General features: G+C 73.7%; 15 protein-coding genes. 11 read left to right on the top strand and 4 right to left on the bottom strand.

The genetic code is table 11. The annotated features are described in order from the left end of the window. Positions 1–5 precede the first annotated feature (5 nt). Both OH807_RS20925 and OH807_RS20920 read right to left on the bottom strand, forming a co-directional pair. Positions 6–434, bottom strand: a complete 429-nt coding sequence (locus OH807_RS20925) for a MarR family winged helix-turn-helix transcriptional regulator (RefSeq protein WP_406201055.1) — start codon at positions 432–434, stop codon at positions 6–8. Beyond that, positions 434–850, bottom strand: coding sequence for an SRPBCC family protein (locus OH807_RS20920; protein ID WP_406201053.1), 417 nt, complete (start codon positions 848–850; stop codon positions 434–436). Before OH807_RS20920 ends, OH807_RS20925 begins: the two co-directional genes overlap by 1 nt. A gap of 313 nt (positions 851–1,163) precedes the next feature. Here OH807_RS20920 and OH807_RS20915 point away from each other — a divergent pair, with 313 nt between their 5' ends. The 8 genes from OH807_RS20915 (at position 1,164) to OH807_RS20880 (ending at position 9,840) form a co-directional block, all read left to right on the top strand. Further along, on the top strand, positions 1,164–2,600 hold the full coding sequence (locus tag OH807_RS20915) for an efflux RND transporter periplasmic adaptor subunit (protein ID WP_406201051.1): 1,437 nt from the start codon (positions 1,164–1,166) through the stop codon (positions 2,598–2,600). Beyond that, positions 2,600–3,406 (top strand): ABC transporter ATP-binding protein, encoded by an 807-nt coding sequence (locus OH807_RS20910; protein WP_406201048.1) that lies wholly within the window; start codon positions 2,600–2,602, stop codon positions 3,404–3,406. Before OH807_RS20915 ends, OH807_RS20910 begins: the two co-directional genes overlap by 1 nt. Then, entirely contained in the window at positions 3,403–4,614 is a 1,212-nt protein-coding gene (locus tag OH807_RS20905; RefSeq protein ID WP_406201046.1) for an ABC transporter permease, read from the top strand. The genes OH807_RS20910 and OH807_RS20905 overlap by 4 nt, the downstream gene beginning before the upstream one ends. 11 nt (positions 4,615–4,625) lie before the next feature. Further along, positions 4,626–5,282, top strand: coding sequence for a hypothetical protein (locus OH807_RS20900; protein WP_406201043.1), 657 nt, complete (start codon positions 4,626–4,628; stop codon positions 5,280–5,282). A 246-nt stretch (positions 5,283–5,528) separates the two neighbouring features. Next, on the top strand, positions 5,529–6,305 hold the full coding sequence (locus tag OH807_RS20895) for a response regulator transcription factor (protein ID WP_406201040.1): 777 nt from the start codon (positions 5,529–5,531) through the stop codon (positions 6,303–6,305). A gap of 13 nt (positions 6,306–6,318) precedes the next feature. Further along, positions 6,319–7,818 (top strand): sensor histidine kinase, encoded by a 1,500-nt coding sequence (locus OH807_RS20890; RefSeq protein WP_406201038.1) that lies wholly within the window; start codon positions 6,319–6,321, stop codon positions 7,816–7,818. Positions 7,819–8,042: 224 nt separating this feature from the next. Next, the gene (locus OH807_RS20885; RefSeq protein ID WP_406201035.1) at positions 8,043–8,993 is read left to right on the top strand and encodes an LAETG motif-containing sortase-dependent surface protein; all 951 of its coding nucleotides are present in this window, start codon (positions 8,043–8,045) and stop codon (positions 8,991–8,993) included. A 235-nt stretch (positions 8,994–9,228) separates the two neighbouring features. Further along, positions 9,229–9,840 (top strand): Uma2 family endonuclease, encoded by a 612-nt coding sequence (locus OH807_RS20880; protein ID WP_406201033.1) that lies wholly within the window; start codon positions 9,229–9,231, stop codon positions 9,838–9,840. Here OH807_RS20880 and OH807_RS20875 read toward each other — a convergent pair. After that, positions 9,818–10,495: a DNA-binding response regulator gene (locus OH807_RS20875; protein ID WP_406201030.1), complete on the bottom strand. Its 678-nt coding sequence runs from the start codon at positions 10,493–10,495 to the stop codon at positions 9,818–9,820. The genes OH807_RS20880 and OH807_RS20875 overlap by 23 nt on opposite strands. 56 nt (positions 10,496–10,551) lie before the next feature. Between OH807_RS20875 and OH807_RS20870 the strand changes: the two genes are divergently transcribed. Next, a complete protein-coding gene (locus OH807_RS20870) occupies positions 10,552–11,430 on the top strand; it encodes an oxidoreductase (RefSeq protein WP_406201027.1) in 879 nt (292 codons plus the stop codon). Positions 11,431–11,537: 107 nt separating this feature from the next. After that, a complete protein-coding gene (locus OH807_RS20865) occupies positions 11,538–12,932 on the top strand; it encodes an oxygenase MpaB family protein (protein WP_406201024.1) in 1,395 nt (464 codons plus the stop codon). 85 nt (positions 12,933–13,017) lie between these two features. Here OH807_RS20865 and OH807_RS20860 read toward each other — a convergent pair whose 3' ends face one another. Beyond that, positions 13,018–13,845, bottom strand: a complete 828-nt coding sequence (locus tag OH807_RS20860; protein WP_406201022.1) for a nucleotidyltransferase domain-containing protein — start codon at positions 13,843–13,845, stop codon at positions 13,018–13,020. A 145-nt stretch (positions 13,846–13,990) separates the two neighbouring features. Here OH807_RS20860 and OH807_RS20855 point away from each other — a divergent pair, with 145 nt between their 5' ends. Then, entirely contained in the window at positions 13,991–14,374 is a 384-nt protein-coding gene (locus OH807_RS20855; protein WP_406201020.1) for a VOC family protein, read from the top strand. Positions 14,375–14,485: the final 111 nt, after the last annotated feature.

Here is a 14,485-nt window from a genome sequence, read left to right as displayed (position 1 = left end):
CCGGCTCAGTCCTGCGGGTGGGCCAGCCGACCGAGCAGGGTGACTGCCTCCGCCACGGGGACCGGCCGGAAGAACTGCGCGTCGGCCTGCTCGACGGCGGCGATGGCGCGCGGGGCCAGTTCGGCGCCGGCGTCGGTGACGCGCAGCCGCTTGGCGCGGGTGTCGGCCGGGTCGGTCTCCCGCTCGACGAGGCCCTTGGCCTCCAGGGTGCGCAGCACCTGGGAGGTCATCTTGACGTCGGTGCCGGCCTGGCGGGCGACGGTCAGCTGGTTGGGGTGCTCGCCCTGTCCGTTGAGCCACCAGGTGCAGGCGAGCAGGACGAACTGCACGTGGGTGAGGTCGAGCGGGGCGAGGGCGGTGGCGATCTCGCGCTGCCACCGGAGGGTGGCGTGCCAGAGCAGGAACCCGGGGCTCTCGCCGGGGCTGAGGGCCATCAGCGTTGCGCCAGCCCGACCAGTGCGGCCATGGTGTCGGGCCAGTCGGCGGTGATGCCGGGGCCGATCTGCGGCCCGGCCTCGTCGGCGCCGGTGCCGGTGATCTCCATCCGGTACACCACCCGGACGCGGCCGTCGCCGATCCGGTCGATCCGGTGGGTGGTGCGCAGCAGCAGCCCACCGAAGCGGGCCTCGTCGACGAAGCGCTCGCCCTCGACGGCCTCGGCGATCCGCAGCAGCACCGGCTCCTCCCCTGGCGGCGTCATCGTGATCAGGCTGCCCGCGGCGAACGGGCCGTCGATCGCGATCTTCTCGATCTCGGCGTTCCAGCTGCCCCAGCCCTCGACGTCGGCCCAGAGCCGCCAGATCGCCGCGGGGGTGGCGGCGGTCTCGATGCTGTGCTCGTACTCCCACATGGGGGCCTCCTCCGTCAGATGATGTGTCCATAGACTATCTGCGCGACGACTATCTGTCGAGCCCCGTGCGGGCCGTGCGGGGGAGGGCCCCACGAGCCCCGCCCCCGCCCGCCGGGGCCGGGCCGGGGCAGGCTGCCGGATGGCTGGGGACGGCTGGGAGTCTGCTGGGAGTTCGGCCAACGGCTGACCAGGCGGGAGCCAAGGCCGCCGCGCGAATCGGGCGGGCCGTGCCGGAATGCCCGGATTCGGACGGTCAGCCTTCTCCCAGCCTGTGCCCAGGAGTCCGCAAGAGCGCCCGGCGAAGCTGTCCGGCATGAAGGTGCTCCCGCGACGGCGTGGTGCCGTCCTCGTCAATTCCGCGCTCGGCGTGGCCCTGGTGGGCGCCGCTGCTCTGGCGTACACCACGTTGGACAGCGGTACCGAGAAGACGACCGGCAAGGTTCAGGTCCGGACCGCGACCGTGACCAAGGGAACGGTCCTGGCCACTGTGTCCGGAACCGGCACCCTGGCCTCGCCCACGGACGCCGCCCAGGACTTCACCACCGGCGGTAGGCTCACCGCCGTCAAGGTGGCGGTCGGCGACGCCGTCACCAAGGGGCAGGTGCTGGCCACCGTCGACACCACAGCGGCCCGCCAGCAGGTGGACGCCGCGCAGTCCGCGCTGACCACCGCCAACGCCAATCTCACCAAGGCGCAGGCGGGGGTCACCACGACGACCACCCAGCAGATCCCCGGTACCGCGCAGTCCTCCGGCGGCTCGGGTTCGGGCTCCGGCAGCGGCGGCTCGGGCTCCGGTGGGGGCTCCGGCTCCGGTGGTGGGGACCGCGGAGCGGGCGTGAGCAGCACGCCCGCTCCGCAGACCACCACGATCACCACCACCAAGGTGGACGACGCGGCGGTCGCCCAGGCCCAGCAGCAGGTCTCCACCGCGCAGACCAACCTGGCCAACGCCCAGGCGGCGCTGGCCGGTACGACGCTCACCGCCACGGTGGACGGCACGGTGGCCTCGGTCGCCAACAAGGTCGGCGACACCGTCGGCGGCGGCTCGGGCACCTCCTCGGGCACCTCGGGCTCCACCAAGTCCACCGGTACCACGACCGGTTCGGGCACACCGAGCGGTTTCATCGTGCTGACCAACCCGACCGGGATGCAGGTCACCGCCAACTTCTCCGAGCTGGACTCGCTCAAGCTGAAGAAGGGCGAGGCGGCCACCGTCACGCTGAACGCGCAGTCCGACACCAAGCTCAACGCCACCGTCCTGTCGGTCAGTTCGCTGCCCGCGAGCAGCGGCGGCACCGGCGGTGCGGCGGCCGTCCAGTACGCGGCGACGCTGCAGATCGCCGGCGACACCAGCAAGCTGCGCACCGGCCTGAGCGCGACCGTCTCGGTGGTCACCGGCGAGGCCGACAACGCGCTCTCGCTGCCGACGGCCGCCCTGGCGGGCACCGGCGCCAGCCGGACGGCCACCGTGGTGCACGAGGGCGGTGCCACCGAGCGGGTCGCCGTCGAAGTGGGCGTCGAGGGTGACACCACCGTGCAGGTGGTGTCGGGCCTGAAGGAGGGCGACCAGGTCGAGCTGGCCACCACCAGCGGCACCAACGGCTTCCCGAACGGCTCCTTCCCGGGGGCCGGCGGCGGCCAGGGCGGGCGCAACGGCGGGGGCACAGGCGCAGGCGCGGGCGTGGCCGGCGTCGGAGCCGGAGCCGGTGCCGGAACGGGCGGCGGCACCGGCCGCGGCGGTAACCGCTGATGGCACGTCAGACGCTCCCGCAGCCGAGGGAGTCCGCACCGCCGTCGGTCATCCAGATCCGCAGCCTCACCAAGTCCTACGGCCACGGTGACGCCACCGTGCACGCCCTGCGCGGCCCGTCGGACGAGGTCACGGGGGAGCCGCTGGGCGTCACCCTGGACATCGACGAGGGCGACTTCGTGGCGGTGATGGGCAGTTCGGGCTCCGGCAAGTCCACCCTGATGAACATCCTCGGCTGCCTGGACGTGCCGACCGCCGGCCGCTACCTGCTGGACGGCGTCGACGTCGGGCACCTGGACGAGGGCCAGCTGTCCCTCGTCCGGAACCGCAAGATCGGCTTCATCTTCCAGTCCTTCAACCTCGTCCCCCGCACCACCGCGCTCGCCCAGGTCGAGCTGCCGCTCGCCTACGCGGGCGTGCGGGCCGCCGAGCGGCGCCGCCGGGCGCTGGCCGCGCTCTCGCTGGTCGGCCTGGCGGAACGCTCCGGGCACCGGCCCAACGAGCTCTCCGGCGGCCAGCAGCAGCGCGTTGCGGTGGCCCGGGCGCTGGTCACCGCCCCCGCGATGCTGCTCGCCGACGAACCCACCGGCAACCTGGACAGCCGCTCCACCGAGGAGGTGCTGGCGATCATCGACGGCCTCAACGCGACCGGCCGCACGGTGGTGCTGATCACCCACGAGGACGAGGTCGCGCTGCACGCCAAGCGGGTGATCCGGCTGGTCGACGGCGCGATCATCAGCGACGTCCGGCAGGCTCCGGTGGACGGGCCGCCGCCCGCCCTGCGCACGGCGGGGGTGCTCGCGTGATCCTCTGGCAGATGCTCCGCTTCGCCGTCGGCGGCCTGGCCGCCAACAAGGTCCGCTCCGCCCTCACCATGCTCGGCGTGCTGATCGGCGTGGCCTCGGTGATCCTGCTGCTCGCGGTCGGCAACGGCTCCTCGGTGGCGGTCAAGGAGTCGATCACCTCGCTCGGCACCAACTCGCTGACGGTCAGCTCGGGTTCGTCCTTCGGTGGGGCGCGCACCGCCTCCGCCGCGAAGAAGCTCACGGTGGCCGACGCCAAGGCGCTGGCGAGCGACCGGGACAGCACCGCGATCAAGTCCGTCGCCCCGGTGGTCACCACCACCGGCACCGCGCTGTACGGGGACATCTCGTACACGCCCGGCTCGATCGTCGGCACCTACCCCGCGTACTTCGAGACCGCCAACCAGAAGATCGGCCACGGCGAGTACTTCTCCAACGACGACGTGCTGGGCTCCCGCAAGGTCGCCGTGCTCGGTGCCACCACCGCCAAGCAGCTGTTCGCCACCGCCGACCCGGTCGGCAAGCAGATCACCGTCGGCGGCACCCCGCTCACCGTGGTCGGTGTGCTCCAGGCCAAGGGCGGCACCGGCTTCACCGACCCGGACGACGTGGTGATCGCCCCGCTGCCGACCGTGCAGAACGCCTTCACCGGCTTCGGTTCGGTCAACCAGATCATGGTGCAGGCCACCTCGGCCGAGTCCACCACCGCCGCCCAGGCGGAGATCACCCGGGTGCTGCTCGGCACCCATGCGATCGCCGACCCGAGCAAGGCGGACTTCCGGATCAGCAACCAGGCCTCGCTGCTCACCGCCCGCGAGTCCACCACGAAGACCTTCACGGTGCTGCTCGGCGCGGTGGCCGCGATCTCGCTGCTCGTCGGCGGGATCGGCATCACCAACATCATGCTGGTCACCGTCACCGAGCGGACCAGGGAGATCGGCATCCGCAAGGCGCTCGGCGCGCCGCGCGGGGTGATCCTCGGGCAGTTCCTCACCGAGTCCACCCTGCTGTCGGTGATCGGCGCCGGGCTCGGCGTGCTGGCCGGGATCGCCGGCTCGCACTTCAGCATCGTCGGCATCAAGCCGGTGGTCATCCCCGAGTCGGTGCTCGGCGCGTTCGGCATCGCCGTCGCGATCGGCCTGTTCTTCGGCAGCTACCCCGCCAACCGGGCCGCCTCGCTGCGCCCGATCGACGCCCTCCGCCACGAGTAGGACGAGAATCCATGAGCAACGAGATCGAGCCGGTCACCGGGACCGAGCCGCGCACGCCCGCCGAGCAGGTCGTCCTGCTCTCCACCCCGCCGGACGCCCGGGACGTCACCGCGGAGCTGACCGCGCCGCCGCGCCGCAAGCTGCCCTGGCCGACCCTCGTGCTGGCCGGCGCGGTGATCGCCACGGCGGCGTTCGCGGGCGGCGTCTGGTACCAGCAGGGGCAGGGGACGAGCGGGTCCGGCAAGACGGTGGCCTCGGGCGGCCAGCAGCCCAGGCCGGCCGGCACCGCCGGGGCCGGCGGCCAGAACGGCACGCGCCGCAACGGGCAGGGCGGCGGGCAGGCCGGCGGGCAGGGGGGTGGCCAGGGCGGCTTCACCCGGGGCACCGTGAAGGCCGTCGACGGCACCACCGTCTACCTCACCGACGCCAACGGCAACACCGTCAAGGTGACCACCGGCGATGCCACCAAGGTGCAGCTCAACAAGGAGGGCAAGGTCGCCGACCTGCAGCCCGGCCAGAGCGTCACCGTGGTCGGCACCCCGGACGCCAACGGCGGCTACTCCGCCACCCAGCTCGTCGAGGGCGCCGCCGGCTTCGGGGCCGGCGGCTTCGGCGGGGGGAACGGCGGAGGCAACGGTGGGGGCAACCGAGGCACGTCCGGCGGCTGACCCCGCAGTCTCCGGACGCCCGCGCGGCCCGGTCGGAACCTCCTCCGGCGACCGGGCCGCGCGAACCTTTCCCGGTGCGGGGCGATCCGTACGCACACCACCCAGCCAGGCTCGAAGGGTTCGTTCGCCCAAGTCCGCCCGATAAGGTGTTAATCCAACATTCATCGATGGCGCATAGCCTCCCCGGGCTAGCCTCGAACTGAACACCATCGTCCGACCAGGAGGCGGAAACCCGTGCAAGGCACCGTGTCCACACCAGCATCCTCCGCGGTCAACGGCGGCCCGGGGGAGGCGTTCCTCCTCGTCGTCGACGACGAACCCAACATCCGCGAGCTGCTCTCCGCCTCACTGCGCTTCTCCGGCTTCCGGGTCGCCTCCGCCGCCAGCGGTACCGAGGCCCTCGCCCTGATCGCCGTCGAACGCCCCGACCTGGTCGTCCTCGACGTGATGCTCCCCGACCTGGACGGCTTCACCGTCGTCGAGCGGCTGCGCGAGCAGACCAGCCGCGGCCAGATCGCCGGACCCGCCCACGGCCACCCCGGCGACCACCTGCCGGTGCTCTTCCTCACCGCGAAGGACGGCGTCGGCGACAAGGTCCAGGGCCTCGCCGCGGGCGCCGACGACTACGTCACCAAGCCGTTCAGCCTGGAGGAGCTGATCGCCCGGATCCGGGCCATCCTGCGCCGGGCCGGCGGCCCCGCCGAGGACGGCCGGCTCGTCGTCGCCGACCTCACCCTCGACCCGGTCGCCCACGAGGTCACCCGCGGTGGCATCCCGGTCGCGCTCTCCCCCACCGAGTTCAAGCTGCTGCACTACCTGATGGCCAACGTCGGCCGGGTGGTCTCCAAGGCGCAGATCCTCGACCACGTCTGGGCGTACGACTTCGGCGGGGACCTCTCCATCGTCGAGTCCTACATCTCCTACCTGCGACGCAAGCTCGACTCCGGCCCGGCGCACGGCCCCAAGCTGATCCACACCGTCCGCGGCATCGGCTACGCCCTGCGCCGCCCGCCGCAGAACTGACGGACGGCCCCGAATGCTCACCCGGCTGTCGCTGCGCGCACGGCTGCTCGTCCTGGCACTCGCCCTGGTCACCACCGGGCTCGCGGTCAGCGACACCGTCGTGCTCGGCACCGTCCGGGTGCAACTGGTGGAACGGCTCGACGACCAGCTCCAGCGCTTCGCCGAACCGCTCTCGCACCGCGTCCCCGGCCGGACCACCTGGCCCGACGCCAAGCAGCAGCCCTCGATGGCCGGCAAACGCGGCGCCCCCAACTACCTGGCCGCACTGCCCAGCCAGTACCTCGTCCAGTACCTGTCGGCCGACGGCAGGGTGCAGCAGGTGGTCCGCCAGCCGGTCTCCGAGAACGACCCGGCGCCGCAGCTGGCCGGCCTCGACCCCGCCGCCACCGCCGCCGACACCCCCTTCGACCTGCCCGACCAGCGCGGGCAGCGCAGCTGGCGGGCGCTCGTCCTGCCGCTCCAGCGGCCGGCCGCCCCGAGCAGCCTGTTCGCCGCCCCGGCACCGACCCCCTCGTACCTGATGGTCGCCGTCTCGCGCGAGGACATCGACATCACCGTCGGGCGGCTGCGCACCTCCTTCCTGGCGATCGGCGGCGCCGTCCTGCTGCTGATCGCGGCGCTCGGCTTCTTCGCCGTCCGGGCCGGCCTCCGGCCGCTGCGCCGGATCGAGGAGGGCGCCGAGCTGATCGCCTCCGGCGAGCTCTCGCACCGGATGCCGGTGCTGCCGGCCCGCACCGAGGTCGGCCGGCTCTCCATCGCGCTGAACGGCATGCTCACCCAGATCGAGGCCGCGTTCGCCGCCCGCGCCGAATCGGAGGCGCGGATGCGGCGGTTCGTCGCCGACGCCTCGCACGAGCTGCGCACCCCGCTGGCCGGCATCCGCGGCTTCGCCGAGCTGTACCGGATGGGCGCGCTGCCCACCGAGGCGGACGTCACCCGGACGATGGCCCGGATCGAGAACGAGGCCGTCCGGATGGGCGCCCTGGTCGAGGACCTGCTGGTGCTGGCCCGGATGGACGAGGAGCGCCCGCTCGACCTCGCCCCGATGGACCTGCGCACCCTCGCCGCGGACGCCCTGCACGACCTCACCGCCCTCGACCCGTCCCGCCCGGTCGCGCTGACCGGCCCGGCCGGTGCCGGCGCGCCCGGCCCCGCGCCCGTCCTCGGCGACGAGGCCCGGCTGCGGCAGGTGGTCACCAACCTGGTCGGCAACGCCGTCAAGCACACCCCGCCCGGCACCCCGGTGCGGATCGGCGTCGGCCGTGACGTGGGCGGCCTCTGCCTGCTGGAGGTCGCCGACTCCGGCCCCGGGCTCACCGCCGAGCAGGCCGCCCTGGTCTTCCACCGCTTCTACCGCGTCGACGCCTCCCGAAGCCGCCACGACGGCGGCGGCGCCGGGCTCGGCCTCGCCATCGCGACCGCCCTCACCCACGCCCACGGCGGCACCCTCACCCTGCACACCGCGCCGGGCACCGGCGCGACCTTCCGGGTGGAGCTGCCCCACCAGCGCTGAGCGGCCGCGGGTGCCCTTCGTCGCCGGTGTGCGCGTGGGCGCGCGTGCCCGGAGTACCCGGCGGACCGCCTCGGTGGCGGAACATCAGGAAGCCTCGTGGGGCGTTTCGTTGCCGGAAGTCGGCATGGAGCGTTCGGAATGCGTATGCATATGATCAGCCCGCTGAGCGGTAACCACCGCCCTGACAACGGCTTTTGCAGTATTCCGACCCGAGAGGGGTCATCGTGAACTTCCGCCGTACTCTGGTTTCGGCCGCCCTCGTCGCCGCCGTGATCTCGCCCGCCGCGGTGTTCTCCGCGGCACCCGCCTTCGCGGAATCGGCTCCGGCGGCCCAGACCCGGCAGGACGGCGCCTCGATCGCCGCGCTGGAGAAGGCGGCCGCCGACGCCGCCAAGGCGTACGACGCGGCCGTCGCCGCCGAGGCCGTGGAACAGGCCCGCTGCGAAGCCTTCATGAACGACTCGCAGCCCTACCTGGGCACCTACGAGACCGCCAAGGCCGCCGCCGAGAAGGCGGCCGGCGTCAAGGCCGCCGCCGACAAGGAGCTCGCCGCCGCCACCGCGGCCACCGCGAAGCTCGACGACCCGGCGCTGACGGACGACGAGCGGGTGGCCATCCTCACCCGCCTGCACAAGGCCACCGAGGCCGCCAAGGCCGCCGACGCCGCCGCCACCACCGCGGCGAACGCCAAGACCGCCGCGCGCGGCGCCCTCGACGACGCCCGGGTCGACGTGGCCCGCAAGCTCGGCACCGCGCAGACGGCCGTCAAGACCACGGCCGCCGCCAAGGCCGCCGCCGACCGCGCCCTCGCCGAGGCCCGGGCCGCCGCCGCGCAGCAGCCCGCCGCGGGCACCGACCCGGCCCCCGCGGTCGAGCAGCCCCCGGCCGCCGTCACGCCCGCCGTGCCCGCCACCTCCGTCACGCCGGTCACCGGCACCACGGCCGGGGGCACGGTCGCCAAGGTGTCGACCACGTCCGGCACGTCCGGCACGGCGAAGACCGGCACCGGGAGCGGCACCTCGACCACGAGCGCGGTCAGCGGGTCGACCACCGAGCTCGCCGAGACCGGCTCGAACCCGGCCACCCCGTACCTCGCGCTGAGCGCCGGCATTGCCGTCAGCCTGGGTGCCGCGGCGCTCTACGTCTCCCGCCGCAAGGCCGGTCAGTCGGCCTGACCACCCCCACCGCCGGTTCGCGCCCGTTCGGGAGGCGGCCGCGAACCCGACCCCGCAGGGGAGGCCGGACCACCGGCCTCCCCTGCGGCGTTCCCGCCCGGAGCCGGTCAAACCACCCGATCAGGTGACGCCAGGGCGTTCGTCCCCCCGGCGACCCGGTCGTGTGCGACCGTACGGCTGCGGCTTGGTGCGGACGGCACCGGCCGACCACACTGGACGGGAAAGAGGTGTCTCAATGACCGCGCTCGTAGCCGAGGAGACCGTCGTGGACCTGGACCAGGCGCTGTGGCAGGTGTGGAAGGCGATGGACGTCCCTGAGGGCTTCAGGGCGGAGATCATTGAGGGAGCCATCGAGATGTCGCCCACCGGCGGGCACCGTCATTTCAGCGTCAACCGGAAGCTCAGCCGAGCGCTCTACGGCTATCTGGGAGGGAGCGGGTACGGGCCCGCCCAGGACGGCAATGTGATCGCCGGGCTCAAGGTGCTGATCCCGGACGTCTTCGTGGCTCCGGACGACGCCGACGAGATCGAGCACCCCGACGGCCTCGGCGTGCTCGCCTCCGGTGTCGCCCTGGTGGTCGAGACCGTCTCCCCCGGCAGCGAGGCCCGCCGCCGCGACCTCGTCCTCAAGCACCGCGCCTACGCGACGGCCGGCATCCCGGTCTACGTGATCATCGACGACTTCGACGACGGCGGCGCCGTCACCGTGCTCACCGGCCCGGACGCGGCGCGCGGCGCGTACGCCTCGTCGGTCCGGACGCCGTACGGGGAGGAGGCGGTGATCCCGGAGGGGCCGGCGAAGGGGTTCGCGATCGGTCCCGCGGTCACCGGGGAGCGGCGGGGCTGACCCCCTCCGTCAGCAGGCCCTGGGCCAGCAGCCCGGCCTGGAAGCGGGAGGTGGCGCCGAGGGCGGTCATCAGCTCGGCGACGCGGCGGCGGTAGGTGCGCACGGAGAGGCCGAGCAGGCGGGCCCCGGCCTCGTCGGTGTGGCCGGCGGCGAGGGCGCGCAGGATGTGCCGGGCCTGCTCGGTGAGCGGCGGCGGGGCGGTGCAGTCGGCGAGGTCGGTGGCCGTCTCCCAGGTGGCGCGGAACAGCGAGCGCACGCCGTCGACCACCTCGGGCGTCTGCACCACGGTGTACGTGCGGACGCCGCGCACCGGGGCGCCGGCCAGGATCGCGGTGCGGCGGTCGATGATGATCGCCTCGCGGGCGAGCGGCCCCTCGCAGATCCGGACCTCGATGCCGGAGGCGGCGATCCGCAGCAGCCGCCGGTGCGAGTCGGGGTCGGCGACGGCGCGCCGGGTGTAGAGCTTGCGCATGGTGAGGCCGGGCACGACGTGCGGCCGCTTGCCCTCGCGGAAGGCCGTGTTGACGCCGGGGGAGAAGGTGACCAGGTCGGAGGCGGCCACCAGGAACTCCTCGCGGGAGTCGACGAAGAGGTGGCCGGCCCGCTGGACGAGCTCCTGTTCGCCGTGCAGGGTGATGATCCGGTCGGTACTCATGGCAGCAACTTGCCAGATCGGGCGGGGCGGGTGCGAGCAGGATCGAGGGTTTCGGTATGACGATCACACCTGATGCCACCGCGGCCGGCTCCCTCACGCTCGGCGGTGACCTGCGACTGCGCCGGATGGGCTTCGGCGCGATGAAGCTGCCGATGCGGGACTGGCAGGGCCCGGCCTGCGATCCCGAGCAGAGCCGCGCCGTCCTGCGCCGGGCGGTCGAGCTCGGCGTCGACCACATCGACACCGCCTGGTTCTACTTCTTCCGCGACGTCTCGGCCAACGGCCTGATCCGGGAGGCCCTGCACCCGTACCGGGACGACCTGGTGATCGCCACCAAGATCGGCCCCGGGCGGTACCCCGACGGCCGCTGGATGGACCCGGCCGACCGGGCCGGGCTGCGCGAGGCCGTCCACCGCAACCTGCGCGAGCTGGGCGTGGACCGGCTCGACCTGGTCTACCTGCGGCGGATGCCCAGTCAGTCGTCGATCGCCGAACCCTTCGGGGCGCTGGCCGAGATGCAGGCGGAGGGGCTGATCCGCCACCTCGGCGTCAGCAACGTCAACGCGGCGCAGCTCGCCGAGGCGGAGGCGATCGCGCCGGTGGTGGCCGTGCAGAACAAGTTCAGCGTGCTGGACACCGAGCACGGCGACGGGGTGCTGGCGCACTGCGAGGCGAAGGGCATCGGCTTCGTCCCCTTCTACCCGCTCGGCGGCACGGGGGTGCCCGACCACCCGGCGCTGCGGCGGGTCGCGGAGCGGCACGGCGCCACCCGGGCCCAGGTGATGGTGGCCTGGCTGCTGGCCGTCTCACCGGCGATCCTGGCGATCCCGGGCACCTCCTCGCCCGCGCACCTGGAGGAGAACGTGGCGGCCGCCTCGCTGCGGCTGGAGCCGGAGGACCTGAACGAGCTGGCCCGGCTCGCCGGGGCTCGATGACCCGGCAATCCGGTCCCCCGGCAGCCCTGTAAGGAAATCCGACTTAATTCCGCGGGTGTTTCGCCGACCAACCCGGGGGAAGGCCGCCGCCGACGGTGAATTCGCTGATGTACGGGGGCCTTTGCATGTCGGTGCCGCTGCCCTGGACGGGCGCTTCCTTCCGGCGCGATCTCAGCGAATGGCGGATCGCGCTGGTCGCCTGGCGGCTGCTGGTGCTCCAGGCCTCCCACCCGGTGGTCTCGGCGGGGATGACGGAGCACTCCACCTACCGCGGCCACCCCTGGCGGCGGGTCGAGCACACCATGGACAGTGGCCGGCAGCTCTTCCAGGCCGACGAGGAGGCGCTCCGGCGCGAAGTCCGCCGACTCGACCGCGCCCACCGGCGGATCGTCGGCACCACCCCGGACGGCCGGCCGTACGACGCCCACGACCCGGCCACCCGGGCCTGGGTGCTCCTCACCCTCTTCGAGTCCGTCGTCGCGATGCGGGAGTTGGGCGGGGATCCGTACACCGCGGGGGAGCTGGAGGCGGCGTACCGGGAGTTCACCGCCGTCGTCGCGGCGTTCCGGCTGCCGGAGGGCACCCTGCCCCGCACGGCGGCCGAACTCCCCGGCTACTTCCGGAGGATGGCGCGCGAACAGCTGGAGTTCACCGACCAGGCGCGCCACCTGCTGTACGAGATGCTGCACGAGGCGCCCTGCCCGCGGCGGCTGCAGTGGCTCGGGCCGGTCGGCTGGCGGCTGCTGCGGGCGATGGCGGCCCGGGTGGTCACCGCCCTCACCGTCGCCGACCTCCCGGCCGTCTGCCGCGAGCGGTTCGGTCTCGTCCGCACCCGCCGCGCGGCCCTGCTCTCCCTGCTGCTGCACCGCGGCGGCCGGGCGCTGATGACCCGGCTGCCCGACGGCCGCCGTTACCGGTACCCGAGGCCGGGCGTCCCGGCCCAGCGGCGCCGTCCGCCCCGGCGGGACACCCGGCCGCTCCGGCTGGACCGGTTCTTCGACCAGGTGCTCGACCAGACCGGCGACGGTCGGCTCACCGTCCACGACCTCCGGGCCATGGCGCACAACGTCTGCTGGCAGCTGGAGCTGACCGACGAGGCCGACGGCCGGGTGCGCGCCGCCTTCGAGGCCTGGTGGGAGCAGCTCCGCTCGACCATGGACACCGACGGCGACGGCTGCGTCGACCGGGCCGAGTTCGTGGCCGCGACCCTGGCGGGCTGCGACCGGGGGCCGGAGTACCTCGAACGCGGCCTGCTGCCCGCGCTGCGGGCCGTCTTCGCCGCCGCCGACACCGACGGCGACGGCTGCCTCGACGCCGACGAGTACCGGGCGGTGTTCGGCGGGCCGCGCGTGCACCCCGCCGAACTCTCGCACGGGTTCCGCCAGTTGGACGTGGACGGGGACGGCAGCATCACCGAGGCGGAGTTCCTGCGCGGCTTCACCGAGTACTTCACCGCCCGCGGGCCCTCGACGGCCGGCACCCACCTGCTGGGCCGCCCGTAGCGGGCGGGCGCGCCGTTTGCGGTTCCCCGCGTCCCGCCCGCCGCCCCCCGCCGCCCCGCCGCTATGCCGCCCCGCCGCCCCGCCGCTATGCCGAGGCGCGGAGGGCGGCGACGGTGTCGGAGACCAGGGCGCGGGCGGCCTCGACGGTGGCGGCCAGCTCCTCGCGGGTGCCGCCCGGTGCCGCGAGCAGGCCGCGGGCGCGCGGCCCGAAGCCGGTAGGTGCGGCGGGCAGGCCGGCCGCGATGTCGAAGGCGCCCTTCTCGTTGAGGCACCAGCGGCGGGCGTCGGCGTGCAGGGCCTGGACCAGGATGCCGACAGCGCGGGAGAGGCAGAGCGCGACGTACAGCGTGTCGTCCCGGGCCGCGCCCTTGGCAGCTCCGGCGAGCAGGAACTCGGCCTCCCAGGTGCTCGCCGTCAGGGCGGCCCGCAGCGGCTCGGGGTACTCGGCCACCTCGGTCCGAAGTGACGCGAGTTCGCCGGCGGGATCTGCCAGGATCCGGCCGAGGGCCAGCTCACCGGGGTAGCAGGGCGACCAGAAGCCGAGCGGGTGCCCGGCCTGGATGCCCACCTCGTAGCGGCCGGCCCGGCAGTCCGCCCAGACCCGGCCGACCCGGTCGAGGTCGCGCAGGATCCAGTCCACTGCCGCGCCGTCCACCTCCAGCCAGGCCCCGCCGTCCACCCAGGGCCCCCAGGAGCCGGGGCCGGCCACCTCGACGCCGGGGCCGGCGAGCTCCCGCAGCGCGTCGAGGTCCGGCGTGCCGCGGTAGTAGACGCCGAGGTCCCAGTCCGACTCCGGCCGGTGCTCGCCGCGGGCCCGGCTGCCGCCGAGGGCCACGCCGACGACGCCCGGCACTGCGGCCAGCCGCCCGGCCATCGACTCGACGGCCGCCTGCATCCCCTGATTCGTCCGCATGGAGAACGAGTCTGGCACGGAGCGGAATTGGCCCTGACGGCGGAGCCGCCGGGGTTTAGGATCGGGGGCACGGCATCGCGTGTCGGTCACCGTCCGGGTGAGGCATGGAGGTAGCCCGTGAGTGCCTTACGGAGGCATTCGAATCATGGCAGTCCAGTTCAATCACACGATCGTCCACGCCCGGGACAACCGGGAGTCCGCCGAGTTCCTGGCGGGAGTCCTCGGCCTTGAGGTCGGCACACCGTGGGGGCCGTTCGTCCCGGTGGCCGTCGACAACGGCGTCACCCTCGACTTCGTGAGCATCCCGGCGGAGTCCGTCGTCCCGCAGCACTACGCGTTCCTCGTTTCGGACGAGGAGTTCGACGCGGCCTTCGCCCGGATCGGGGCGGCCGGCATCGCCTACTACGCCGACCCGCAGCTGAAGCTGCCCGGCGAGATCAACCACCACCACGGCGGCCGGGGTCTGTACTTCATGGATCCGGTCGGCCACGGCCTGGAGATCATCACCCGCCCGTACGGCAGCCACTAGGCACCTGGGGTCCCCGGGTACCCGAGGTGATCGGGTGCCCGGGGGGCCGAGGCCGGCGCCCACCAGGACGGTCCGGACGATCCGGCGCCTGTCAAGCGCCGGATCGTCCAA

The sequence above is a fragment of the Kitasatospora sp. NBC_01560 genome (assembly GCF_045208415.1).
GTDB lineage: Bacteria > Actinomycetota > Actinomycetes > Streptomycetales > Streptomycetaceae > Kitasatospora.
Note: the sequence above shows the minus strand (reverse complement) of the source record. Positions and strands in the feature narration are given on the sequence as shown.